Source organism: Streptomyces sp. NPDC091281 (genome assembly GCF_044757425.1).
Classification (GTDB): Bacteria; Actinomycetota; Actinomycetes; order Streptomycetales; family Streptomycetaceae; genus Streptomyces.
This window is the reverse complement of the sequence record NZ_JBIVUY010000002.1, coordinates 41,046-63,207: the sequence shown is the minus strand read 5'-3', so window position 1 is coordinate 63,207 and position 22,162 is coordinate 41,046. Positions and strand designations below refer to the sequence as shown.

Genomic DNA, 22,162 nt, shown 5'->3' with positions numbered 1-22,162 from the left:
CTGCCACGGCTGCCATGGCGACGGATACGACACGGACACCTCCCCCGCTGAACGCGAATGCCTCCATCATTCTCCTACGCTCGGCGCCGCGCGATGGTTCCCGGTACGTCCCGTGATGCCTCCCACGGCGCCCTGGGCGACCGTAGAGCGCGCCGGGGACCCCCGGGCACGGCGAAGGGCGGTCACCCCCAACCGGGTGACCGCCCTCCTGTGCCTCAGCGCGCGGTGCTCACTCCCGCGAGCACCGCCGACGCCTCGACGTACGCCTTACTGGTTGTACGGACCGTAGTCGTAGTCCTCCAGCGGGACGGCCTGGCCGGAGCCGGTGCCGAACGGCGAGTAGTCGATGTCGTCGTAGCCGACGGCCGAGTACATCGCGGCCTTGGCCTCCTCGGTCGGCTCGACCCGGATGTTGCGGTAGCGGGACAGGCCCGTACCGGCCGGGATGAGCTTACCGATGATGACGTTCTCCTTGAGGCCGATCAGGGAGTCGGACTTGGCGTTGATCGCCGCGTCCGTGAGGACCCTGGTCGTCTCCTGGAAGGACGCCGCCGACAGCCAGGACTCCGTGGCCAGCGAGGCCTTGGTGATACCCATGAGCTGCGGACGACCGGAGGCCGGGTGACCGCCCTCCTGCACCACGCGCCGGTTCTCGACCTCGAACTTGGAGCGCTCGACCAGCTCGCCGGGCAGCAGCTCGGCGTCGCCGGACTCGATGATCGTCACCCGGCGCAGCATCTGCCGGATGATGATCTCGATGTGCTTGTCGTGGATCGACACACCCTGCGAGTTGTAGACCTTCTGGACCTCGCCGACCAGGTGGACCTGGACGGCACGCTGGCCCAGGATGCGCAGCACGTCGTGCGGGTTGGTGGCACCCACGGTGAGCTTCTGGCCCACCTCGACGTGCTCGCCCTCGCTGACCAGGAGACGGGCGCGCTTCGAGATCGGGTACGCCGTCTCGTCGCTGCCGTCGTCCGGCGTGATGACGATCTTCTTCGTCTTCTCGGTCTCCTCGATCCGCACGCGGCCGGAGGCCTCGGAGATCGGGGCAACACCCTTCGGGGTACGGGCCTCGAAGAGCTCGACGACACGCGGCAGACCCTGGGTGATGTCGTCACCGGCCACACCACCGGTGTGGAAGGTACGCATCGTCAGCTGGGTGCCGGGCTCACCGATGGACTGGGCGGCGATGATGCCGACCGCCTCACCGATGTCGACCAGCTTGCCGGTGGCCAGGGAGCGGCCGTAGCACATGGCGCAGGTGCCGACGGCGGACTCGCAGGTCAGGACCGAGCGGGTCTTGACCTCCTCGACGCCGGCGCCGACGAGCACGTCGATGAGCACGTCGCCGAGGTCGACGCCCGCCGGGGCGAGCACCTTGCCGTCCACGACGATGTCCTCGGCGAGGCAGCGCGCGTACACGCTGGTCTCGGCGTTGTCCGCCTTGCGCAGGACGCCGTCGGCGCCGCGCTCGGCGATGGCAAGCTTGAGGCCGCGCTCGGTGCCGCAGTCCTCCTCGCGGATGATGACGTCCTGCGAGACGTCCACCAGACGACGGGTCAGGTAACCCGAGTCGGCGGTCCGCAGGGCGGTGTCCGCGAGACCCTTACGGGCACCGTGGGTGGAGATGAAGTACTCCAGCACGGAGAGGCCCTCACGGAACGAGGCCTTGATGGGACGCGGGATCGTCTCGTTCTTGGCGTTCGACACCAGACCGCGCATACCGGCGATCTGACGCATCTGCATCATGTTTCCGCGGGCGCCCGAGTCGACCATCATGAAGATGGGGTTCGTCTTCGGGAAGTTCGCGTTCATCGCCTCGGCGACCTCGTTGGTCGCCTTGGTCCAGATCGCGATGAGTTCCTGCGTGCGCTCGTCCTTGGTGATCAGACCGCGCTCGTACTGCTTCTGGACCTTCTCGTCCTGCGCCTCGTAGCCCTTGACGATCTCCTTCTTCGCCTCGGGGACGACGATGTCGGAGATGGCCACGGTGACGCCGGAGCGGGTCGCCCAGAAGAAGCCGGCCGCCTTCAGGTTGTCGAGCGTCGCCGCCACGATGACCTTGGGGTAGCGCTCGGCGAGGTCGTTGACGATCTCGGAGAGCTGCTTCTTGCCGACCTCGTAGTCGACGAACGGGTAGTCCTCGGGCAGCAGCTCGTTGAAGAGCGCGCGGCCCAGGGTGGTGTTCAGCCGGAAGCTGTCACCCTGCTGCCACTCGGGGTCGCCCTCCTCGCGGGCCGGCGGGGTCCAGCCGCGCGGCGGGATGGTGCCCACCGGGAAGCGGATGTCCACGCGCGCCTGGAGCGACAGCTCGCCCGCGTCGAACGCCATGATCGCCTCGGCCGCGGAGCCGAAGGACCGGCCCTCGCCCTTGACGTCCCGCAGGTCGCCGTCGGTGGTGAGGAAGAACAGACCGAGGACCATGTCCTGGGTCGGCATCGTCACCGGACGGCCGTCGGCGGGCTTGAGGATGTTGTTCGAGGACAGCATCAGGATGCGGGCCTCGGCCTGCGCCTCCGCGGAGAGCGGCAGGTGCACGGCCATCTGGTCACCGTCGAAGTCCGCGTTGAACGCGGTGCAGACGAGCGGGTGGATCTGGATGGCCTTGCCCTCGACCAGCTGCGGCTCGAAGGCCTGGATGCCGAGGCGGTGCAGGGTGGGCGCACGGTTCAGCAGCACCGGGTGCTCGGCGATGACCTCTTCGAGGACGTCGTACACCACGGTGCGGCCGCGCTCGACCATCCGCTTGGCGCTCTTGATGTTCTGCGCGTGGTTCAGGTCGACCAGGCGCTTCATCACGAACGGCTTGAACAGCTCCAGCGCCATCGCCTTCGGCAGACCGCACTGGTGCAGCTTGAGCTGCGGACCGACGACGATCACGGAACGCGCGGAGTAGTCCACGCGCTTGCCGAGCAGGTTCTGACGGAAGCGGCCCTGCTTGCCCTTGAGCATGTCGGAGAGCGACTTCAGCGGACGGTTGCCGGGGCCCGTCACCGGGCGGCCGCGGCGGCCGTTGTCGAAGAGCGCGTCGACGGCCTCCTGGAGCATGCGCTTCTCGTTGTTCACGATGATCTCGGGGGCACCGAGGTCGAGAAGCCGCTTCAGGCGGTTGTTGCGGTTGATGACACGGCGGTACAGGTCGTTGAGGTCGGAGGTCGCGAAGCGGCCACCGTCCAGCTGCACCATCGGACGCAGGTCCGGCGGGATGACCGGCACGCAGTCCAGCACCATGCCCTTGGGGCTGTTGCTGGTCTGGAGGAACGCGGAGACGACCTTGAGGCGCTTGAGCGCGCGGGTCTTCTTCTGGCCCTTGCCGGTGCGGATGATCTCGCGGAGGCGCTCGGCCTCCTCGTCGAGGTCGAAGGACTCCAGGCGCTTCTGGAGCGCGGCGGCGCCCATCGAGCCGTCGAAGTAGGTGCCGAAGCGGTCGCGCAGCTCGCGGTAGAGCAGCTCGTCGCCCTCCAGGTCCTGGACCTTGAGGTTCTTGAAGCGGGTCCACACCTCGTCGAGACGGTCGATCTCGCGCTGGGCGCGGTCGCGCAGCTGCTTCATCTCGCGCTCGGCGCCTTCGCGCACCTTGCGGCGGACGTCGGCCTTGGCGCCCTCGGCCTCCAGCTCGGCCAGGTCGGTCTCGAGCTTCTTGGCGCGGGCCTCCAGGTCGGCGTCCCGGCGGTTCTCGACCTGCTGCCGCTCGACGGAGACGTGCGCCTCCAGGGAGGGCAGGTCGCGGGTGCGGCGCTCCTCGTCGACGTACGTGATCATGTACGCCGCGAAGTAGATGACCTTCTCCAGGTCCTTCGGCGCCAGGTCGAGCAGGTAGCCGAGGCGCGAGGGGACGCCCTTGAAGTACCAGATGTGGGTGACGGGAGCGGCCAGCTCGATGTGGCCCATCCGCTCACGGCGCACCTTGGCGCGGGTCACCTCGACGCCGCAGCGCTCACAGATGATGCCCTTGAAGCGGACGCGCTTGTACTTGCCGCAGTAGCACTCCCAGTCCCGGGTCGGACCGAAGATCTTCTCGCAGAAGAGTCCGTCCTTCTCGGGCTTGAGGGTGCGGTAGTTGATGGTCTCGGGCTTCTTGACCTCGCCGTGGCTCCACTGACGGATGTCGTCAGCGGTGGCCAGACCGATCCGGAGCTCATCGAAGAAGTTGACGTCGAGCACTATGCGTCAATCCCTCTCAGGGTTGTAAGTCATGGGGTCTGAAACGGGGGTCCTGGGGCCGGCGGCCCTGGCGCACCTTTTCCACGGGTGGCCAGGGACCGCCGGACTCCCGTCAGACCTCTTCGACGCTGCTCGGCTCGCGCCGGGACAGGTCGATGCCAAGCTCCTCCGCCGCGCGGAAGACGTCCTCGTCGGTGTCGCGCATCTCGATGGACATGCCGTCCGAGGACAGCACCTCCACGTTGAGGCACAGGGACTGCATCTCCTTGATGAGCACCTTGAAGGACTCGGGGATGCCGGGCTCGGGGATGTTCTCGCCCTTGACGATGGCCTCGTAGACCTTCACGCGGCCGGTCACGTCGTCGGACTTGATGGTCAGCAGCTCCTGGAGGGCGTAGGCGGCGCCGTACGCCTCCAGGGCCCACACCTCCATCTCACCGAAGCGCTGGCCACCGAACTGGGCCTTACCACCCAGCGGCTGCTGGGTGATCATCGAGTACGGACCGGTCGACCGGGCGTGCAGCTTGTCGTCGACCAGGTGGTGCAGCTTCAGGATGTACATGTAGCCGACGGAGATCGGGTCCGGGAACGGCTCACCGCTGCGGCCGTCGAACAGCCGCGCCTTGCCGGACGGGAGCACCATGCGCTCGCCGTCGCGGTTGGGGATGGTGTGCTGGAGCAGACCCGCCAGCTCGTCCTCGCGCGCGCCGTCGAACACCGGGGTGGCGACGTTGGTGCCGGGGGCGACGCTGTCGGCGCCGATGACCTGAAGACGCTGGGCCCACTCGTCGGCCAGACCGGAGACGTCCCAGCCGCGGCTGGCGAGCCAGCCGAGGTGGATCTCCAGGACCTGTCCCGGGTTCATGCGGGACGGGACGCCGAGCGGGTTGAGGATGATGTCGACCGGGGTGCCGTCCTCCAGGAACGGCATGTCCTCGATCGGCAGGATCTTCGAGATGACGCCCTTGTTGCCGTGGCGGCCGGCGAGCTTGTCACCGTCGGTGATCTTGCGCTTCTGGGCGACGTAGACGCGGACCAGCTGGTTCACGCCGGGGGGCAGCTCGTCGCCCTCCTCGCGGTCGAAGACGCGGACGCCGATGACCTTGCCGATCTCGCCGTGCGGGACCTTGAGCGAGGTGTCGCGGACCTCTCGGGCCTTCTCGCCGAAGATCGCGCGCAGCAGGCGCTCCTCGGGGGTCAGCTCGGTCTCGCCCTTGGGCGTGACCTTGCCGACGAGGATGTCACCGGCGACGACCTCGGCACCGATCCGGATGATGCCGCGCTCGTCGAGGTCGGCGAGGACCTCCTCGGAGACGTTCGGGATGTCCCGCGTGATCTCCTCGGGGCCGAGCTTGGTGTCACGGGCGTCGACCTCGTGCTCCTCGATGTGGATCGAGGAGAGGACGTCGTCCTGCACGAGGCGCTGCGACAGGATGATCGCGTCCTCGTAGTTGTGACCCTCCCACGGCATGAACGCGACGAGCAGGTTCTTGCCGAGCGCCATCTCGCCGTTCTCGGTGGCCGGACCGTCGGCCAGGACCTGGCCCTCGATGATCCGGTCGCCCTCGTTGACGATGACCTTCTGGTTGACCGAGGTGCCCTGGTTGGAGCGGGCGAACTTGGCCAGGCGGTACGTGATGTACGTGCCGTCGTCGTTGGCGGTGGTGATGTAGTCGGCGGAGACCTCCTGGACCGCACCCGCCTTCTCGGCCTTGACCACGTCACCGGCGTCGACGGCGGAGCGGTACTCCATGCCGGTGCCGACGAGCGGGGACTCGCTCTTGATGAGGGGCACGGCCTGGCGCATCATGTTCGCGCCCATGAGGGCGCGGTTGGCGTCGTCGTGCTCCAGGAACGGGATCATGGCGGTCGCGACCGACACCATCTGGCGCGGCGAGACGTCCATGTAGTCGACGTCGTCACCGGCGACGTAGTCGACCTCGCCGCCGCGGCGGCGGACCAGGACGCGGTTCTCGGCGAAGCGCATGTCGTCGTTCAGGCCGGCGTTGGCCTGGGCGATGACGAAGCGGTCCTCCTCGTCGGCGGTCAGGTAGTCGACCTCGTCGGTGACCTGGCCGTCGACGACCTTGCGGTAGGGCGTCTCGACGAAACCGAACGCGTTGACGCGGCCGTAGGAGGCGAGCGAGCCGATCAGACCGATGTTCGGGCCTTCGGGCGTCTCGATCGGGCACATGCGGCCGTAGTGCGAGGGGTGCACGTCACGGACCTCGAAGCCGGCCCGCTCACGGGAGAGACCACCCGGACCGAGCGCCGACAGACGGCGCTTGTGGGTGAGACCCGACAGCGGGTTGTTCTGGTCCATGAACTGCGACAGCTGGCTGGTGCCGAAGAACTCCTTGATGGAGGCGACGACCGGCCGGATGTTGATCAGGGTCTGCGGCGTGATCGCCTCGACGTCCTGGGTCGTCATGCGCTCGCGCACGACGCGCTCCATCCGGGCCAGGCCGGTGCGGACCTGGTTCTGGATCAGCTCGCCGACGCTGCGCAGACGACGGTTGCCGAAGTGGTCGATGTCGTCGGTCTCGACGACGATCGTCTGGCCGTTGTCCGCGGCCGTCTCGGTCTCACCGGCGTGCAGCTTCACCAGGTACTTGATCGTCGAGATGACGTCCTCGACGGTCAGGACGCCCGCGTCGAGCGGCGCGTCGGCGCCCAGCTTCTTGTTGACCTTGTAGCGGCCGACCTTGGCCAGGTCGTAGCGCTTGGGGTTGAAGTACAGGTTCTCCAGCAGCGTCTGCGCGGCCTCACGCGTGGGGGGCTCGCCCGGACGCAGCTTGCGGTAGATGTCCAGGAGCGCGTCGTCCTGACCCTGGGTGTGGTCCTTCTCCAGGGTGGCGCGCATGGACTCGTACTCGCCGAACTCCTCCAGGATCTGCTCGGTGGTCCAGCCGAGAGCCTTCAGGAGCACGGTGACGGACTGCTTGCGCTTGCGGTCGATACGGACACCGACCATGTCGCGCTTGTCGATCTCCATCTCCAGCCAGGCACCCCGGGACGGGATGATCTTGGCGGAGAAGATGTCCTTGTCGGACGTCTTGTCGATGGAGGAGTCGAAGTAGACACCCGGCGAACGGACCAGCTGCGACACCACGACACGCTCGGTGCCGTTGATGACGAAGGTGCCCTTGTTCGTCATGAGCGGGAAGTCGCCCATGAAGACCGTCTGGGACTTGATCTCGCCGGTCTCGTTGTTGGTGAACTCGGCCGTCACGAAGAGCGGGGCCGCGTACGTGAAGTCACGGTCCTTGCACTCGTCGATGCTGTTCTTCGGAGGCTCGAAACGGTGGTCGCGGAAGGTCAGCGACATCGACCCGGAGAAGTCCTCGATCGGGGAGATCTCCTCGAAGATCTCCTCGAGGCCGGACTTGGTGGGGACGTCCTGACCGCTGTCCAGTGCCTCCTCGACGCGAGCCTTCCAGGCGTCGTTGCCGAGCAGCCAGTCGAAGCTCTCGGTTTGCAGCGCGAGAAGGTTCGGAACCTCGAGGGGCTCCTTGATCTTTGCAAAAGAGATGCGCAGCGGGGCGGTGCTGGCGCCGTTGTTCGTATTCGCGGTCGAGGCGTTGCGCGAGGCGGCCAAGAGGGGGTCCTTCCGAGGGCTCGGACTCACTACGCGCGTACCGGCCCCTCCTCCTGCGCACGGAGACAGAAATCCCAGGTCGGGGATGTCCGGTCATCGATGCTCAAGGGAGGGCATGCCCCTGGTGACGGGCAGGGGACAGCTAACAGGCAGCGCAAAGGGACAGTGTAGCCACTTGGCACACTGATGTCCAGTGCGAGTATTTCGCGTCCCTCGTTGTTCTCAACGCCCTCGGTCTGCTAGCCCTCAACGCACGGTGATACTGCCCTCTTCGCCACCGATCCATGCCTCGGATACGGATTCTTGTGACGACGCGTCCTGAGAATTGCGCGCTGCGTGCGGTTCGTCAAGGCCCCCATGCCCGAACGCGGGGCGCCCGGAGACACGACGAAGATCACCATACCCCTCACCGACTCAGGTGCAAGGCAACCGTGGCCGGGCCCGGCAACGCCGAAGAGCGACCACCCGGATGGATGATCGCTCCTCGGTGCGTGAGCGTTACAGCCCCCTCGGGAACTGTTCTACGCCGCCGCTGCGGCCTTCGAGCGGCCGCGGGGTGTTACTTGACCTCGACGGAGGCGCCGGCGGCCTTGAGGGACTCGGCGGCCTTCTCCGCGGCCTCCTTGGCGACCTTCTCCAGGACGGGCTTGGGGGCGCCGTCCACGAGGTCCTTGGCCTCCTTCAGACCCAGGGAGGTCAGCTCGCGCACGACCTTGATGACCTGGATCTTCTTGTCGCCCGCACCGGTGAGGACGACGTCGAACTCGTCCTGCTCCTCGACGGCGTCGGCCGGGGCGCCGGGGGCGGCGGGGCCCGCGACGGCCACGGCGGCGGCGGCGGTGACGTCGAACTTCTCCTCGAAGGCCTTCACGAACTCGGAGAGCTCGATGAGGGTCATCTCCTCGAACTGCGCGAGCAGGTCTTCCTGGCTGAGCTTCGCCATGGTGGCGATCCTTCCACTAATTCGGCTGGTGCCGGATGTACATGTATGGCGGGCGTACGGTCGGCCCGCTACGACCTCTGCCTCAGGCGGGCTGCCCGGCGGCGGGGGTCATTTCGCGAGCCGAGTTACTCGGCACCGCCCTGCTCGTCCTGCTTGGCGCGAAGGGCGTCCACGGTGCGGACGAGCTTCGACGGGAGCGCCTGGAAGACCTGAGCAGCCTGAGTCTGCTTGCCCTTGAAGGCACCCGCCAGCTTGGAGAGCAGAACCTCGCGGGACTCGAGGTCCGCAAGCTTCTTGATCTCGTCGGCGGACAGCGCCTTGCCGTCAAGGACACCGCCCTTGATGACGAGGTTGGGGTTGTCCTTGGCGAAGTCACGAAGACCCTTCGCCGACTCCACCGGGTCACCGGTGACGAAGGCGACCGCCGTCGGACCGTTGAACAGGTCGTCGAGCGTCGTGATCCCGGCCTCGTTGGCCGCAATCTTGGTCAGCGTGTTCTTCACCACGGCGTACTGGGCGTTCTCACCGAGCGAACGGCGCAGCGTCTTGAGCTGCGCCACGGAGAGACCCCGGTACTCGGTCAGCACGGCGGCGTTCGAGCTACGGAACTGCTCCGTGAGCTCGGCCACCGCGGCAGCCTTGTCGGGCCTTGCCATGAGCGTCGGCCTCCTTCCGGGTGATGACGACCGCTCGGAAGGGGCTGGAACAGACGAAACGCCCCGGCGCAGGCGCACGGGGCGTAGCTCGACCGCACAGGATTCCGCGAGCGGATTCCGGTCCGGGAGCACTTCCACAGTCACCTGCGCGGGTCGTTCGCATAACAGCGAATCCTTCGGCCACCGCACCCTCTGCTGAGAACACGGCGACGACCAGCGGTCTTTGGCTTCGTGGGAAGCGTACGGGAACGGGTCGCCGTCAGGCAAATCCGCCTGAACGGGTGTCCGTCCCCGGTGCTCAGCTCTCGCCCGCCCCGGCCATCAGCTCGGCCAGATCGACCGTCTCGGAGGCGGGCGGGGCGGTCACCTTCACCGGCTTGTTGAGGTCGAGGAAGGTGATGGTCATGTCCAGCGGGCCCTTGTCGGCGGCGCCCCGCATGCGGAACTGGCGGGTGTGGTCCTCGCCGTCGATCCAGAGGTCCATGGTGAGCTTGTCGACGCCGAGCTTCTCGTACTGGTCGATGCTCTTCTGGCGCCGCTCGCGGGTGTCCTTCTTCTCGCCCTTGAGGGACTTCTCCAGGTCGGCGAGGGTGACGGTGCCCTTGTAGTGGGTGGTGCGCACGCCCTCGACGGTCTCGGTGCCGACCTTCTCGACGTCGTCGGCGCCGGTGAGGAAGGTGGACTCCACGGCCGGGTTGCGGTCGGCCTGCGAGGCGCCGCTCGGGCGGCCCGCCGTGTCGTCGCCGAGGCCGGAGAGGTCGAACTTGAGCCAGCTCTTGCCGTCCATCTCCTTGGCCGCCTCGGCGTTGCCGCCGATGTACATGGCCTGGTCGACGAGGCGGATCTCGGCGGAGGCGTCGGCGCCCTGGTCGAGGGCGGTCATCTTCATGCTCATCGCGATCTCGGGCTTCATCTGCATCGACGCCTCGGCGCTGACGCGGCCCTCCTCCGGCGTGCGGCCGGTCATGCGGTAGCGGAAGGACGTGATGTCGTCCGCGTTGGCCGAGGCGCGGGCGACGGCCGCCGCCGGGGCCATGGCGGGCGACTCCTCGGCCTTCTTGTCCTGCCCTGCGGAGCAGCTCACCGCACCGGCGGCGAGCAGGAGCGCGGCGAGGCCGGCCCCGGCGGGCGGGGACATGCGGACGGACAGCTTCAAGGTTCTCCCCCTGGGAACGAAGACGGTGACGCGCGCGGCGCGGATCGCCTGCGCGCGGACGTGAGCGTGAGCGTATCGGGACACGGTCGAACGGTCTTCCGCTTTTCCCGGAGCGACCGGCACCGTCCGGGACACGACGCGGCCCCGGCCGGACGGGGACGCCTGACGGCCCTGGCGCGCCCGCTGGGCCCCGGCCCCCGGCGGGCTCAGGACGTGCCGTCAGCCCCCTGTTGCTGAAGCAGCTCGGTGAAGTCGGCGGTGTCGCCCGCGGGCGGCTCCTCGACGTCGACGCCGACGCCGTAGTCGCTGTAGTAGGCGGTCTGGCTGTAGGGGCCGTTGGTCGTGTCGCCCTTCTCGACCTTCTTGACCAGGAGGTCGCGGTCGTTGACCCAGATGTCGACGCGCTCGGTGGTGACCCCGGCCTGCTCCAGCTGGCGCTTGAGGTCGGCGAGTTGGCTCGCGGTGAGTCCGGAGCCGTGGGCGGCGAGGTCGGCGACCTCGACAGTGCCCGCGTAGTGCGTGGCGCGCTCGCCGCGGACGGTCTCCTCGCCGACCCGGCGGACGTCGCCGGAGGCCAGCAGCAGCTTCACCGACTGGTTCGGGGTGGTGTTCTGCATCTGGTCCTTGAGATACGCGCCCGAGCCGCCGCCGAGCTTCTCCAGCGCGTCGTAGGGGTATCTGATCCAGTGCTTGCCGCCGGACTGGGCGGCGAAGGTGTCGCCCATGTGCGCGTAGTACGCGTCGGGCAGATAGCGGGCCTCCATGGAGGTCGCGCCCATCTGCCGCATCGAGTCGGCGACGCTGCCGCCGGTGTAGGTGAGGGTGAGGGTGCCGGTGAGGCCGTCCTCCCAGCCGAGGGCGCCGTCGGCCTCCAGCGTCATGAGGGTGCCGAGGACGGTGGTCGACTCGACCTTCGCGGAGTCCGCGCCGTCGGTGGACCGCTCGGCGCTGCGCAGCGCGGTCATCGCGCCGACCTGCTTCCCGGCGCTGCGGGCCGGTGCGGGGTCGTCCTCGCCGTCGGACGGTGTCCCGCCGCCGGAGCCGAGGCCGCAGGCGGTCGCCCCGGCCAGCAGTGTCATCGCGACGACCGGCAGCCCGGCCCTGCGCACCGACGTACTCCTCATGTGTGTCCTCCCCCACTGGTCCCCGTCCTCGAAAGGTAACCCACGGCACTGACAACCGTGCGGGGAACGTCGGGGCGGCCGTCGGAAAAGGGACGAGCCCCGCACCTCGGAGGGTGCGGGGCTCGCGCCGACGTGAAGTCGAACCGTCAGGTTCAGACCGCGGCCGGGTCCTCCTCGACGAGGAGGTTGCGGGTGCGGTTGGGGTCGATCTGGATGCCGGGGCCGATCGTGGTGCTGACCGCGGCCTTCTTGATGTAGCGACCCTTGGCGGCGGACGGCTTGAGGCGGAGGATCTCCTCCAGGGCCGCGCCGTAGTTCTCCACCAGCTTGCTGTCGTCGAACGACGTCTTGCCGATGATGAAGTGCAGGTTCGAGTGCTTGTCGACGCGGAACTCGATCTTGCCGCCCTTGATCTCGGTCACGGCCTTGGCGGTGTCCGGGGTGACGGTGCCCGTCTTCGGGTTCGGCATCAGACCACGCGGACCGAGCACGCGGCCGAGGCGGCCGACCTTGCCCATGAGGTCCGGGGTGGCGACGACGGCGTCGAAGTCCAGACGGCCCTTCGCGACCTCGTCGATCAGTTCGTCGGAGCCGACGATGTCGGCGCCCGCGGCCTCCGCGGCCGCAGCACGGTCACCGGTCGCGAAGACCAGGACCCGGGCGGTCTTGCCGGTGCCGTGCGGCAGGTTCACGGTGCCACGGACCATCTGGTCGGCCTTGCGCGGGTCGACACCCAGGCGGAAGGCGACCTCGACGGTGCCGTCGAACTTGCTCGTGGAGGTCTCCTTGGCGAGACGGACGGCCTCGAGCGGGGCGTACAGCTTCTCCCGGTCGACCTTGGCGTCCGCAGCGCGGAGAGACTTGCTGCGCTTGCTCACTACTGCTCCTGTGTGTTCTGAGGAGTCGTGGTGCGGGCCGAGCAGGCCCTGCCACGTGCGGCCGAGGCCGCGGTTTCTACGAAGGTGCTACGGGGCTGGAGGTCAGCCCTCGACCGTGACGCCCATGGAACGCGCGGTACCGGCGATGATCTTCGCGGCGGCGTCCAGGTCGTTGGCGTTGAGGTCGGGGAGCTTCGTCGTGGCGATCTCGCGGACCTGCGCCTGGGTGATCTTGGCGACCTTGGTCTTGTGCGGCTCGCCGGAGCCCTTCTCGATGCCCGCGGCCTTGAGGATCATCTTCGCGGCCGGCGGCGTCTTGGTGATGAAGGTGAAGGAGCGGTCCTCGTAGACCGTGATCTCCACCGGGATCACCCAGCCACGCTGCGACTCGGTCGCGGCGTTGTAGGCCTTGCAGAACTCCATGATGTTGACGCCGTGCTGACCCAGCGCGGGGCCGACCGGCGGAGCCGGGTTGGCGGCACCGGCCTGGATCTGGAGCTTGATGAGCCCCGTGACCTTCTTCTTCTTGGGAGGCATTGCTCTCTCCGGGTCCTAGTGAGAGTTTTCAGCCGTCCGGTCCGGATCATCCGGATGGAGGCATACCGCACAACGATAACGGGTATAGCTGCGCGGCCAAAAACCGAGCAGGTCAGACCGGCCGTGAAGGCCCGTCTGACCTGCTCGGAGGCGTGTGCTCCAGGAGGCGGCCCGTGCGGGCTAGTTCTTCTGGATCTGGTCGAAGCTCAGCTCGACCGGGGTCTCGCGGCCGAAGATCTCGACGAGGCCCTTGACCTTCTTCGAGTCGGCGTTGATCTCGTTGATGGTGGCCTGGAGGGTGGCGAAGGGGCCGTCGGTGACGGTGACCGAGTCGCCGACCTCGAAGTCCAGCACCTGGACCTCGACCTTGCGCTGCGGGGCGGGCTTGCCCTCGGCCTCGGCGGCCTCGCGGGCGGCCTTCTCCTCGGCCTCCGGGGCGAGCATCTTGACGATCTCGTCCAGGGTCAGCGGGTACGGGTCGTAGGCGTTGCCGACGAAGCCGGTGACGCCGGGGGTGTTGCGGACCACGCCCCAGGACTCGTTCGTCAGGTCCATGCGCACCAGCACGTAGCCGGGGAGCTTGTTCTGACGGATCGTCTTGCGGTCGCCGTTCTTGATCTGGACGACCTCTTCCTGCGGCACCTCGGCCTGGAAGATGTAGTCCTCGACGTTGAGCGAGACGGCGCGCTGTTCCAGGTTGGTCTTCACGCGGTTCTCGTAGCCGGCGTAGGTGTGGATGACGTACCACTCGCCGGGCAGGGTGCGCAGTTCCTCGCGGAGGGCGGCGACGGGGTCGACCGGCTCGGCGGGCGTCTCGTCCTCGGCCTCTTCGGCGTCGTCGTCGGCCTGCTCGCTGTCGTCCTCGGCGGCGGCCTCGTCGGCGTCGTCGTCCTGGTCGGACGCGTCGGCGTCGGTGTCGCTCTCGTCGTCGGCGGCGTCGGACTCTTCCGTGTCGTCCTCGGCGGCGGCCTCGGCGTCGGCAGCCTCGAACTCGTCCAGTTCCTCGTCCGCGCCCTCGACGGTGTCGAGCTGCTCGTCGGCCGGGTCGACGGCCTCCGTGCGAGGCTCCGTGGCGTCGTTCAGGTTCTGGTCAGACACGGTGGCTGCTTCTTCCTGGATACATAGGGGTGGAACACGCGAAAGGGGCGCCGATCACCCGGCGCCCTTCGCTATTCGGCTCAGCCGAATACGTACTTCGCGGCGTGATCGAGTCCATAGTCAATCACGGTCACCAGACCGATCATGACGATCACGAAGACGATCACGACGGTGGTGTACGTCGACAGCTGCCCCCGCGTCGGCCAGACAACCTTGCGGAGTTCCGCGACGATCTGCCGGTAGAAGAGCGCGAGCCGCTTCAGCGGGCCCTTCTTGGCGCGCTTGCCGCCCTTGCGGGTCTTCTTCTGCGCCTCAGGCACCTCGTCCTGGGCATCAGGCGTGTCGATGGAGCCCACGGCGTCCGCCATCCGTCCTCACCTGTTCCCGGGTCGTGGCCGTGCCGCGCCCGGTGTGAGCCGCACGGCGGTGCATTGCTGTACGTTCCTGCGCACACATCCTGAAACAGAAGTGTGTAGCAGGGCCGGAGGGACTTGAACCCCCAACCGCTGGTTTTGGAGACCAGTGCTCTACCAATTGAGCTACGACCCTTTGTGTGTTCCCCAACGTACCGCATCCGACCGGATGCTCGGTGTGCACCGGTGCAGGCACGGCTGTCGAAGGCCAACGACGTAGGAGTGTACGTGCTCCGGCGGGTCCCGTCGAACGGAAAGTGGCGCGTGGGGTGCCGTGCGCGCAAGATCGCCGGGAAACGACCGGAAGATCACCGGCGGACCGGCGGCGGGGGCGGCGGCGGGCGGCGGGATACGGACGGGTGTTCAGAGTGCGGCCCGTGCATGTTCAGTCTGTGAAACCCGTGTGCCGGGCGGGTTTCGGGTCTGAAACCATGGGCCCCATGAGCGCTGCAACCCCTCCCACCGAGCGCCGGGTCTCCGCGCGTATCGGTGCGATCTCCGAGTCCGCCACCCTCGCCGTGGACGCCAAGGCCAAGGCCCTGAAGGCCGCCGGGCGTCCGGTGATCGGCTTCGGCGCCGGCGAGCCCGACTTCCCGACCCCGGACTACATCGTCGAGGCCGCGGTCGAGGCGTGCCGCAACCCGAAGTTCCACCGGTACACCCCGGCGGGCGGTCTGCCCGAGCTGAAGGCCGCGATCGCCGCGAAGACCCTGCGGGACTCGGGCTACGAGGTGGACCCCTCGCAGATCCTGGTCACCAACGGCGGCAAGCAGGCCATCTACGAGGCCTTCGCCGCGATCCTCGACCCGGGCGACGAGGTCATCGTCCCGGCGCCGTACTGGACGACGTACCCCGAGTCGATCCGGCTGGCGGGCGGTGTCCCGGTGGAGGTGGTCGCCGACGAGACGACCGGCTACCGGGTCGGCGTCGAGCAGCTGGAGGCGGCGCGCACCGAGAAGACGAAGGTCGTGCTCTTCGTCTCGCCGTCCAACCCGACCGGCGCGGTGTACGGCGCGGCCGAGGCCGAGGCGATCGGCCGCTGGGCCGTCGAGCACGGCCTGTGGGTACTCACCGACGAGATCTACGAGCACCTCGTCTACGGCGACGCGACGTTCACCTCGCTGCCCGCGGTCGTGCCGGAGCTGCGCGACAAGTGCGTCGTCGTCAACGGCGTCGCGAAGACGTACGCGATGACGGGCTGGCGGGTGGGCTGGGTGATCGGCCCGAAGGACGTCGTCAAGGCGGCCACCAACCTCCAGTCGCACGCCACCTCCAACGTGTCGAACGTCGCGCAGGTCGCGGCGCTGGCCGCCGTCTCCGGCGACCTGACGGCGGTCGCGGAGATGCGGGAGGCCTTCGACCGGCGCCGCCGCACGATCGTGCGGATGCTCAACGAGATCGACGGCGTGCTCTGCCCGGAGCCCGAGGGCGCGTTCTACGTCTACCCGTCGGTGAAGGCGCTGCTCGGCAAGGAGATCCGCGGGAAGCGTCCGCAGGACTCGGTCGAGCTGGCGGCGCTGATCCTGGACGAGGTCGAGGTCGCGGTGGTGCCCGGCGAGGCCTTCGGCACCCCCGGCTACCTGCGGCTGTCGTACGCGCTCGGGGACGAGGACCTGGTGGAGGGCGTGAGCCGTATCCAGAAGCTGCTGGCGGAGGCCAAGGACTGACGTCCGTAGCCGAAGCACCCGCCGAAGGGGCCGCGTCCGACACCGGGCGCGGCCCCTTCGTGTGGGCGGGGCGTGTGTGCGAGGGCGCGCCCGTTCGGGGAACCGGGTACCGGGAGGGGCCCGGCGTACGGCAGGATCTTTGGATGGAGCGTGTACGTGATGTCTCTGAGCTGCCGAAGGCGCATCTGCATCTGCACTTCACCGGGTCGATGCGGCCCGGGACGGTGCTGGAGCTGGCCGACAAGTACGGGGTGCGGCTGCCGGAGACCCTGAGTGAGGCCCTGACCAGCGGGGAGCCGCCGCAGTTGCGGGCGACGGACGAGCGGGGCTGGTTCCGCTTCCAGCGGCTGTACGACGCGGCGCGCTCCTGCATCCGGGAGCCCGAGGACATCCGGCGGCTGGTGCGGGAGGCCGCCGAGGAGGACGTGCGGGACGGCTCGGGCTGGCTGGAGATCCAGGTCGACCCGACGTCGTACGCGCCCCGGCTGGGCGGGCTGATCCCGACGCTGGAGATCGTGCTGGACGCGGTGGAGTCGGCGTCGCGGGAGACCGGGCTCGGGATGCGGGTGCTGGTGGCGGCGAACCGGATGCGGCATCCGCTGGACGCGCGGACGCTGGCGCGGCTGGCGGTGCGGTACGCGGACCGCGGGGTCGTCGGATTCGGGCTGTCGAACGACGAACGGCGGGGCATGGCGCGGGACTTCGACCGCGCGTTCGCGATCGCGCGGGAGGGCGGGCTGCTGTCGGCGCCGCACGGCGGGGAGCTGACCGGGCCCGCGTCGGTGCGGGACTGCCTGGACGACCTGCACGCCACGCGCATCGGGCACGGGGTGCGGGCCGCCGAGGACCCGCGGCTGCTGAAGCGGCTCGCGGAGCGCGGGGTGACCTGCGAGGTGTGCCCGACCTCCAACGTGGCGCTGGGGGTCTACGAGAAGCCCGAGGACGTGCCGCTGCGGACGCTGTACGAGGCGGGGGTGCCGCTCGCGCTGGGCGCGGACGACCCGCTGCTGTTCGGGGCGCGGCTGGCGGCGCAGTACGAGGTGGCGCGCGAGCACCACGGGTTCACCGACGAGGAGCTGGCGGAGCTGGCCCGGCAGTCGATCCGGGGGTCGGCGGCGCCCGAGGACACGCGGGCGAAGCTGCTGGCGGGCGTGGACGACTGGCTGGCGGCGGGCTGAGACGGCCGTCGGTGGGGCGGGCGGGCCGGGGTCAGGGGGCGATGCCCGCGAGGACGGTGCGGGCGACGCGGGCGGCGAAGTCGTCGGTGTCGGGGCGGGCGCCCTCGACCTCCCAGGCGAACGCGCGCTGGGCGCACGCCCCCACCAGGAGCGAAGCGGCCGCGAACGGGTCGGCGTCCGCGCGGACCCGGCCCACGCCCTGCTCGGCCCGCAGATACGCCTCGACCGAGCGGATCGGCAGGTGCGGGCCCGCGCCCAGTTCCCGCATCGCCTCGTCGTGCCGCCGCTTGAGCTGGGGTTCGGCGTAGAGGGAGGCGGCGATCGGGAAGCTCTGCTCGTAGAAGAGGGCGGCCCGGCGGGCGATCTCGGTGAGGTTGGCGAGGAGTTCGCCGCGGCCCGGTTCGGCGACGAGTTCGGCGAGGAGCGGGGTGAGCCGGGGCAGCCGTTCGGTGAGGACCCGGACGAAGAGGTCCTCCTTGCTGGGGAAGTACTTGTAGAGCGCGGCCTCGGAGCAGCCGGCGGCCCGCGCGATCTCCTTGGTGGTGGTCCGCGCCAGCCCGACGGTGAGCATCAGCTCGTGGGCGGCGTCCAGGACGCGCACGCGTGCCGGCTTGTTCTCCATGCGGTGCCCTCTCGGCCTTGACGCGGGATGACGGCGTGACCACCCTAGTGGGAGCAGGGGTGAGTGAACACTCACCCACCATGTCCGCCGACCGTTCCCCGCGTCCTTCGGCCACGTCCCCGGGAGATCCCATGAAACTCACCGTCGTCGGTGCCACCGGAGGCATCGGGAGCGAGATCGTCCGCCAGGCCCTGGCGGCCGGGCACGAGGTCACGGCGGTGGTCCGGGACCCGGCGCGGCTGGCCGCGGAGGGCGACCGGCTGAAGGTGTTCACCTCTGACCTGACCGGTCCCGAGGGGCTGTGGCCCGCCCTCGCGGGCCGGGACGCGGTCCTGTCGGGGCTCGGCGCCCGCACCCGCGCGGACGCCGGGATCACCACCCGGCTGACCCGGACCCTGCTCACGGCCATGGACTCGACGGACGTGCTGCGCCTGCTGGTGGTGAGCGCCGCCCCGGTGGGGCCCGCGCCCGCCGAGGACACCCTCCTGGACCGGGCGGCGCGCGCCGTGGTGTCGGCGGTGCTGAAGGACGTGTACGCCGATCTGCGGGCCATGGAGGCGGAGGTGGCGGCGAGCACCACGGACTGGACGGTGGTCCGCCCGCCCCGCCTCCAGGACAGACCGCTCACCGGCGCCTACCGGACGGTGATCGGCGGCTTCCCCTCGAAGGGCCGCTTCGTGGGCCGCGCGGACGTGGCCCACGCGATGCTGTCGCTGGTGCAGGACGGGCGGGCGACGAAGCAGGGGGTGGGGGTGGCGTACTGAGCCGCCCGGAGCGATCCGGGGCGGTGGGGCACGGGCTCACCGGGCGCGGTGACGGGCGCGCGGTGGGGTCCTTCGGGGGCGGTGTGCGCGGGTCTTGCCGGAGGGCAGGCGCGGGTCTCGCGGGGGTGGGTCCGCGGCCGCCCCGGTGGGACGGCCGCGGGGTGCCCGGTCAGCGCGGGGCGTGCGCGCGGGACGGGACGGGTTCGGGCAGCAGCGGGTAGCGGGCGGACAGCCGCATCGCGCCCTCGGTGACGGCGGGGTCCTGCGAGGCCGCCTGCGCCCCGTCCAGGTAGGCGTGCGCCGCCGCCTCGAACACGGCGTCCACGGCCGCGAGTTCGGCGGCGAGGGCCTCACCGCGCTCCCTGGCCCGCTCGGGCTGCGTCTCCTGCCTGCGGCGTGCCCCGGCCGCCGCCGCGGTCGCCTCGGCCAGCTTCTTCTCGGCCTTCTTGAGCGTGCGCCGGTGGTGGCGGTAGGCGGCGATGAAGGGGTGCTCCTCGGAGAGCGCCAGCAGGAAGGCGATGCCGCCGGAGAGCAGCAGCAGCGCGATGAAGGTGACGCTGACGGTGTGCAGGTCGAGGCCGAGCTGCTGCAACAGGGTGGGGGACGGCGGCAGTTCGACGTCCAGTTGGTCGGCCAGCTCGGTCATGCCGTTGTCGGGGGTGTCCCGGAAGACGATCCGGGCCCGCAGGTCGCCGAGGTACCAGGCCGCCCACGCCCAGACGGAGGCGAGCGCCGCCGCCACCGGCAGCACCACCCACAGCGACGCGGTGGCACCCCGGCGGCGCCAGCGGCGTCCGGCCTGGAACGGGCCGACCGCCATGGCGGCGCCGACGGCGGCCGAGAGCAGATAGGCGCTCATCCGCCCTTCGGCGGTGCCGTCGTGGATGGCGATGAAGAGCGTGACGTAGACCGGGAGTTCGACCAGGACGAGCAGGCCGGTGAGGGAGAGCCGGGGCAGACGGGCCATGGCGGAGGTCTCCGTCAGCCCCTCCCAGCGCGCCCCGGCGGCCGGGGCGTACGGCGGCGGGTCGTACGTGGGGGCGTCGTCGCCGTCCGCGTCGAAACCGTCGTAGCCGTGGGCGTCGTAGCCGTCGTGGGTGTCGGTGCCGCCGCGGGCGCCGTAGCCGCCGGGGCCTGCCGGGGCGCCGGCGGTGGTGCCGGGGCCGGTGTCCGGGTGCGCCGGGTCGTCCGGGGTGCGGCGGCGGGTGAAACGGCCCATGCCCCAGGGCGCGTCGCGGTCGCGCCGGTCCTCGCGGGCGGCGGTGCGGGCGGCGGCCCGGTCCAGCTGGGCCGCCGCGGCCTGCTGGCGCCGGGTCTCCTCGGCCTGGAGGTCACGGGCCCGGCGGGCCCGCTGCTCGTGGGCGGCCGTGTCGGCGTAGAGCCGCGCGGAGGCGCGCAGTTCGTGCTCCTCGCGCTCGTGGTGCAGGGCCACGAGCCGGTCCCGGGCGTGCCCGCGCAGTCCGGTGAGCCGCCCGAAGTAGGGCAGGCGGTGGACCGAGCCGAGGACGTACGGGTTGAGGGTGTGGTCGCCCGCCGCGCGGCGCCCCGCCTTGTCGGCCTCGGCGAGGAGGCTCCTGGCCTCGCGGGTCTCGGTGGGCGGGACCGGTCCGCGCGGCGCCGGGGTCCCGCTTCCGCCGAGGCCGGGGGCGCGGCCCTCGCCGCGCCGGAAGGAGAGCCGTTCGCGCAGCCTGCGCGGCTCGTCAGGCCCCGTACTCGTCGTCGACACCGACCTTCACCTCCTTCTCCAGGAGCTGCTGCCAGAACTGGCCCATCTGCTCGACCCGTTCCGGCGAGGCCCGGCCGCCGCGCATGGCGAAGCCGACGCGGTGGACGGTGGTGTCCTTCAACTCGGGCAGCCCGCGGCCCGCGACGAGCGCGTCCACCGCGGTGTCGCGCTGGGCGGCGGTCTCCAGCTCGAACTTGGAGAGCCGGAAGTCGGGGTCGGACTGGTCGAAGTCGCTGACCACCAGGACGTGGTAGGTGCCCTTGCCGTCCCGGGGCGCCTTCGCGGCGCGCTCCAGCCCGCCGAGGACGTCGGAGCCGGGCTGGCGCTGCCGGGCGCACGTCAGCATCTTCCGCGCGGCGGCCTCCGCGAGGACGCGGGTCTGCTTCCACAGGCTCTCGCGGTCGGAGCGCTTGTCGGCGTCCGGGTCGATGTCCATCCGGGCCACCTGGCAGGAGGAGGCGACGGACGCGGCGGTGATCGGCGCGTAGGAGACGTACCGGCACTTCTCCCCGGCGAGGAACTTCGGGACGGTCGACTTCAGCTTCTCCTCGGCGCCGAACCCCTTCGCCGTGTCGGCGCCGGAACCGGAGCCGTCCACGACGATCGCGCAGTCCGCGGAGAGGCGTTCCTGTTCGGGGACGCAGGCGGTGAGCAGGAGCGGTGTCGCCGTCAGCAGCGCGGTGAGGAGGCAGGTCGCGGTCCTGGCGCGGCGGGTGGTGGGTGTCGTGACGGTGGGTGTCGTGGGTGTGGTCGTGGTGATGGGTGTGGTCGTCGTGGTGGGTGTGGTCTTCATGCGGTCCCCCGTTCCGCGCGGCCCGCGTCCGGGCCGATCCTCTGGTGCAGCAGGTGCAGGGCCCTGCGGACGGGTACGTCGTCGAGCATCCAGTCCGGTGCCCCCGTCCAGACGTCGCCCGGGTCCGACAGGCCCGCGCCGCCGGGCGGGTACGGCACGTCCCGGCGGTCGGCGCGCGCGTACGCGGCCTCGTAGTGCGCCAGTTCCTGCTCGGCGCAGGCGGCGAGGGCCAGCCCGTGCCGCTGGCAGGCCGTCACCTCCGTGCGCCACTGCGACACCCAGCCGCCGTAGCGGGCCAGGGCGGCGGGCACGTGCTCGTGCCGGTGGTCGTACTCCGTCACGATCCGCGCCGACTCCGCGTGGACGCGGTCGATGAGAGCGGCGTGGCCGGTGACGAAACGGGACCGCAGCTCCTCCAGTGCCGAGCGCAGCCCGCGGTCGAGCTGACGGGCGTAGTGCTCGGTGCCTATGCCGGCCCGGCCGTCCCGCTTTCCGCGGCGGGAGGCCCGCCAGCGGACGCGCGCGGTGAGGCGGCCGCGGCCGTAGTCCGTCGGGACGGACTTCACCTCGCTCATTCTTCCCCCTAGGTCGATTCCCCGGATCGTTCCCCCGGGCCGCCGCGGCCGCCTCCGGCGCCTCTGGTGCTTCAGGCGCTGCCGGTGCTTCGGGCGCGACGGAGTCCTCGCCGCAGCGAAGGCTTCGGCGGAATCCGGGATTTCGCGCAGCCTAGGCGAAAAACGAACGCCGGAGGGAGGTATTTACGACAATCGATTTCCGCTCCTCCGGAAATCGACCGGGGTTCGACCGGGATGCGACCGGAGCGCGACCGGCACGGCCGTGGC

At 70.0% G+C, this 22,162-nt stretch carries 17 protein-coding genes and 1 tRNA gene; 3 read left to right on the top strand and 15 right to left on the bottom strand.

All coding sequences use genetic code 11. From position 1 onward, the window contains the following. Positions 1-267: 267 nt before the first annotated feature. The 11 genes from ACIQPQ_RS04735 to ACIQPQ_RS04685 all read right to left on the bottom strand — a co-directional run bounded on the left by ACIQPQ_RS04735 (position 268) and on the right by ACIQPQ_RS04685 (position 14,706). Positions 268-4,167 carry a DNA-directed RNA polymerase subunit beta' gene (locus ACIQPQ_RS04735; protein WP_383773788.1) on the bottom strand — a complete coding sequence of 1,300 codons (3,900 nt, stop codon included), beginning with the start codon at positions 4,165-4,167 and terminating at the stop codon, positions 268-270. Between the two features lie 112 nt (positions 4,168-4,279). Beyond that, on the bottom strand, positions 4,280-7,765 hold the full coding sequence (gene rpoB / locus ACIQPQ_RS04730; RefSeq protein WP_401299772.1) for a DNA-directed RNA polymerase subunit beta: 3,486 nt from the start codon (positions 7,763-7,765) through the stop codon (positions 4,280-4,282). Between the two features lie 559 nt (positions 7,766-8,324). After that, positions 8,325-8,708, bottom strand: a complete 384-nt coding sequence (gene rplL, locus ACIQPQ_RS04725; protein ID WP_401299769.1) for a 50S ribosomal protein L7/L12 — start codon at positions 8,706-8,708, stop codon at positions 8,325-8,327. Between the two features lie 125 nt (positions 8,709-8,833). Next, positions 8,834-9,364 (bottom strand): 50S ribosomal protein L10, encoded by a 531-nt coding sequence (gene rplJ, locus ACIQPQ_RS04720; protein ID WP_383773782.1) that lies wholly within the window; start codon positions 9,362-9,364, stop codon positions 8,834-8,836. Positions 9,365-9,662: 298 nt separating this feature from the next. Then, positions 9,663-10,520 (bottom strand): DUF1396 domain-containing protein, encoded by an 858-nt coding sequence (locus ACIQPQ_RS04715; protein WP_401299766.1) that lies wholly within the window; start codon positions 10,518-10,520, stop codon positions 9,663-9,665. A gap of 206 nt (positions 10,521-10,726) precedes the next feature. Next, on the bottom strand, positions 10,727-11,644 hold the full coding sequence (locus ACIQPQ_RS04710; RefSeq protein WP_401299763.1) for a hypothetical protein: 918 nt from the start codon (positions 11,642-11,644) through the stop codon (positions 10,727-10,729). Positions 11,645-11,796: 152 nt separating this feature from the next. Further along, positions 11,797-12,522: a 50S ribosomal protein L1 gene (rplA, locus tag ACIQPQ_RS04705; RefSeq protein WP_383773776.1), complete on the bottom strand. Its 726-nt coding sequence runs from the start codon at positions 12,520-12,522 to the stop codon at positions 11,797-11,799. Positions 12,523-12,624: 102 nt separating this feature from the next. Then, positions 12,625-13,059, bottom strand: a complete 435-nt coding sequence (gene rplK / locus ACIQPQ_RS04700) for a 50S ribosomal protein L11 (protein WP_020135826.1) — start codon at positions 13,057-13,059, stop codon at positions 12,625-12,627. Positions 13,060-13,239: 180 nt separating this feature from the next. Next, complete coding sequence (gene nusG / locus ACIQPQ_RS04695) at positions 13,240-14,157, bottom strand: transcription termination/antitermination protein NusG (protein ID WP_401299760.1); 918 nt, start codon at positions 14,155-14,157, stop codon at positions 13,240-13,242. Positions 14,158-14,237: 80 nt separating this feature from the next. Further along, positions 14,238-14,525 (bottom strand): preprotein translocase subunit SecE, encoded by a 288-nt coding sequence (secE, locus tag ACIQPQ_RS04690; RefSeq protein WP_383773772.1) that lies wholly within the window; start codon positions 14,523-14,525, stop codon positions 14,238-14,240. Between the two features lie 108 nt (positions 14,526-14,633). Next, positions 14,634-14,706 (bottom strand) — tRNA-Trp (locus ACIQPQ_RS04685). 304 nt (positions 14,707-15,010) lie between these two features. On the opposite strand from ACIQPQ_RS04685, the gene ACIQPQ_RS04680 reads away from it, so the two are divergent. Then, positions 15,011-16,237, top strand: coding sequence for a pyridoxal phosphate-dependent aminotransferase (locus tag ACIQPQ_RS04680; RefSeq protein ID WP_401299757.1), 1,227 nt, complete (start codon positions 15,011-15,013; stop codon positions 16,235-16,237). Between the two features lie 143 nt (positions 16,238-16,380). Beyond that, positions 16,381-17,415, top strand: coding sequence for an adenosine deaminase (locus ACIQPQ_RS04675; protein WP_401299754.1), 1,035 nt, complete (start codon positions 16,381-16,383; stop codon positions 17,413-17,415). 31 nt (positions 17,416-17,446) lie between these two features. Here ACIQPQ_RS04675 and ACIQPQ_RS04670 read toward each other — a convergent pair whose 3' ends face one another. Next, complete coding sequence (locus ACIQPQ_RS04670) at positions 17,447-18,037, bottom strand: TetR/AcrR family transcriptional regulator (protein ID WP_401299752.1); 591 nt, start codon at positions 18,035-18,037, stop codon at positions 17,447-17,449. 131 nt (positions 18,038-18,168) lie between these two features. Here ACIQPQ_RS04670 and ACIQPQ_RS04665 point away from each other — a divergent pair, with 131 nt between their 5' ends. Continuing rightward, positions 18,169-18,801, top strand: a complete 633-nt coding sequence (locus ACIQPQ_RS04665; RefSeq protein ID WP_401299749.1) for an NAD(P)-dependent oxidoreductase — start codon at positions 18,169-18,171, stop codon at positions 18,799-18,801. Between the two features lie 169 nt (positions 18,802-18,970). On the opposite strand, the gene ACIQPQ_RS04660 is transcribed toward ACIQPQ_RS04665, so the two are convergent. Genes ACIQPQ_RS04660 through ACIQPQ_RS04650 form a run of 3 tightly spaced genes read right to left on the bottom strand, consistent with a single transcriptional unit; the run spans position 18,971 to position 21,895 of the window. Continuing rightward, positions 18,971-20,527, bottom strand: coding sequence for a hypothetical protein (locus ACIQPQ_RS04660; protein ID WP_401299746.1), 1,557 nt, complete (start codon positions 20,525-20,527; stop codon positions 18,971-18,973). Next, complete coding sequence (locus ACIQPQ_RS04655; protein WP_401299743.1) at positions 20,502-21,320, bottom strand: hypothetical protein; 819 nt, start codon at positions 21,318-21,320, stop codon at positions 20,502-20,504. The genes ACIQPQ_RS04660 and ACIQPQ_RS04655 overlap by 26 nt, the downstream gene beginning before the upstream one ends. Then, a complete protein-coding gene (locus ACIQPQ_RS04650; protein ID WP_401299740.1) occupies positions 21,317-21,895 on the bottom strand; it encodes a hypothetical protein in 579 nt (192 codons plus the stop codon). The genes ACIQPQ_RS04655 and ACIQPQ_RS04650 overlap by 4 nt, the downstream gene beginning before the upstream one ends. Between the last annotated feature and the right edge of the window lie 267 nt (positions 21,896-22,162).

Bases quoted from the DNA above. Each gene is read 5' to 3' on its own strand.
- ACIQPQ_RS04710 (WP_401299763.1), bottom strand. From the start codon at position 11,644: ATGAGGAGTACGTCGGTGCGCAGGGCCGGGCTGCCGGTCGTCGCGATG.
- ACIQPQ_RS04650 (WP_401299740.1), bottom strand. From the start codon at position 21,895: ATGAGCGAGGTGAAGTCCGTCCCGACGGACTACGGCCGCGGCCGCCTC.
- ACIQPQ_RS04675 (WP_401299754.1), top strand. From the start codon at position 16,381: ATGGAGCGTGTACGTGATGTCTCTGAGCTGCCGAAGGCGCATCTGCAT.
- rplL (WP_401299769.1), bottom strand. From the start codon at position 8,708: ATGGCGAAGCTCAGCCAGGAAGACCTGCTCGCGCAGTTCGAGGAGATG.
- ACIQPQ_RS04655 (WP_401299743.1), bottom strand. From the start codon at position 21,320: ATGAAGACCACACCCACCACGACGACCACACCCATCACCACGACCACA.
- ACIQPQ_RS04670 (WP_401299752.1), bottom strand. From the start codon at position 18,037: ATGGAGAACAAGCCGGCACGCGTGCGCGTCCTGGACGCCGCCCACGAG.
- ACIQPQ_RS04665 (WP_401299749.1), top strand. From the start codon at position 18,169: ATGAAACTCACCGTCGTCGGTGCCACCGGAGGCATCGGGAGCGAGATC.
- rplK (WP_020135826.1), bottom strand. From the start codon at position 13,059: ATGCCTCCCAAGAAGAAGAAGGTCACGGGGCTCATCAAGCTCCAGATC.
- ACIQPQ_RS04680 (WP_401299757.1), top strand. From the start codon at position 15,011: ATGAGCGCTGCAACCCCTCCCACCGAGCGCCGGGTCTCCGCGCGTATC.
- rplJ (WP_383773782.1), bottom strand. From the start codon at position 9,364: ATGGCAAGGCCCGACAAGGCTGCCGCGGTGGCCGAGCTCACGGAGCAG.
- secE (WP_383773772.1), bottom strand. From the start codon at position 14,525: ATGGCGGACGCCGTGGGCTCCATCGACACGCCTGATGCCCAGGACGAG.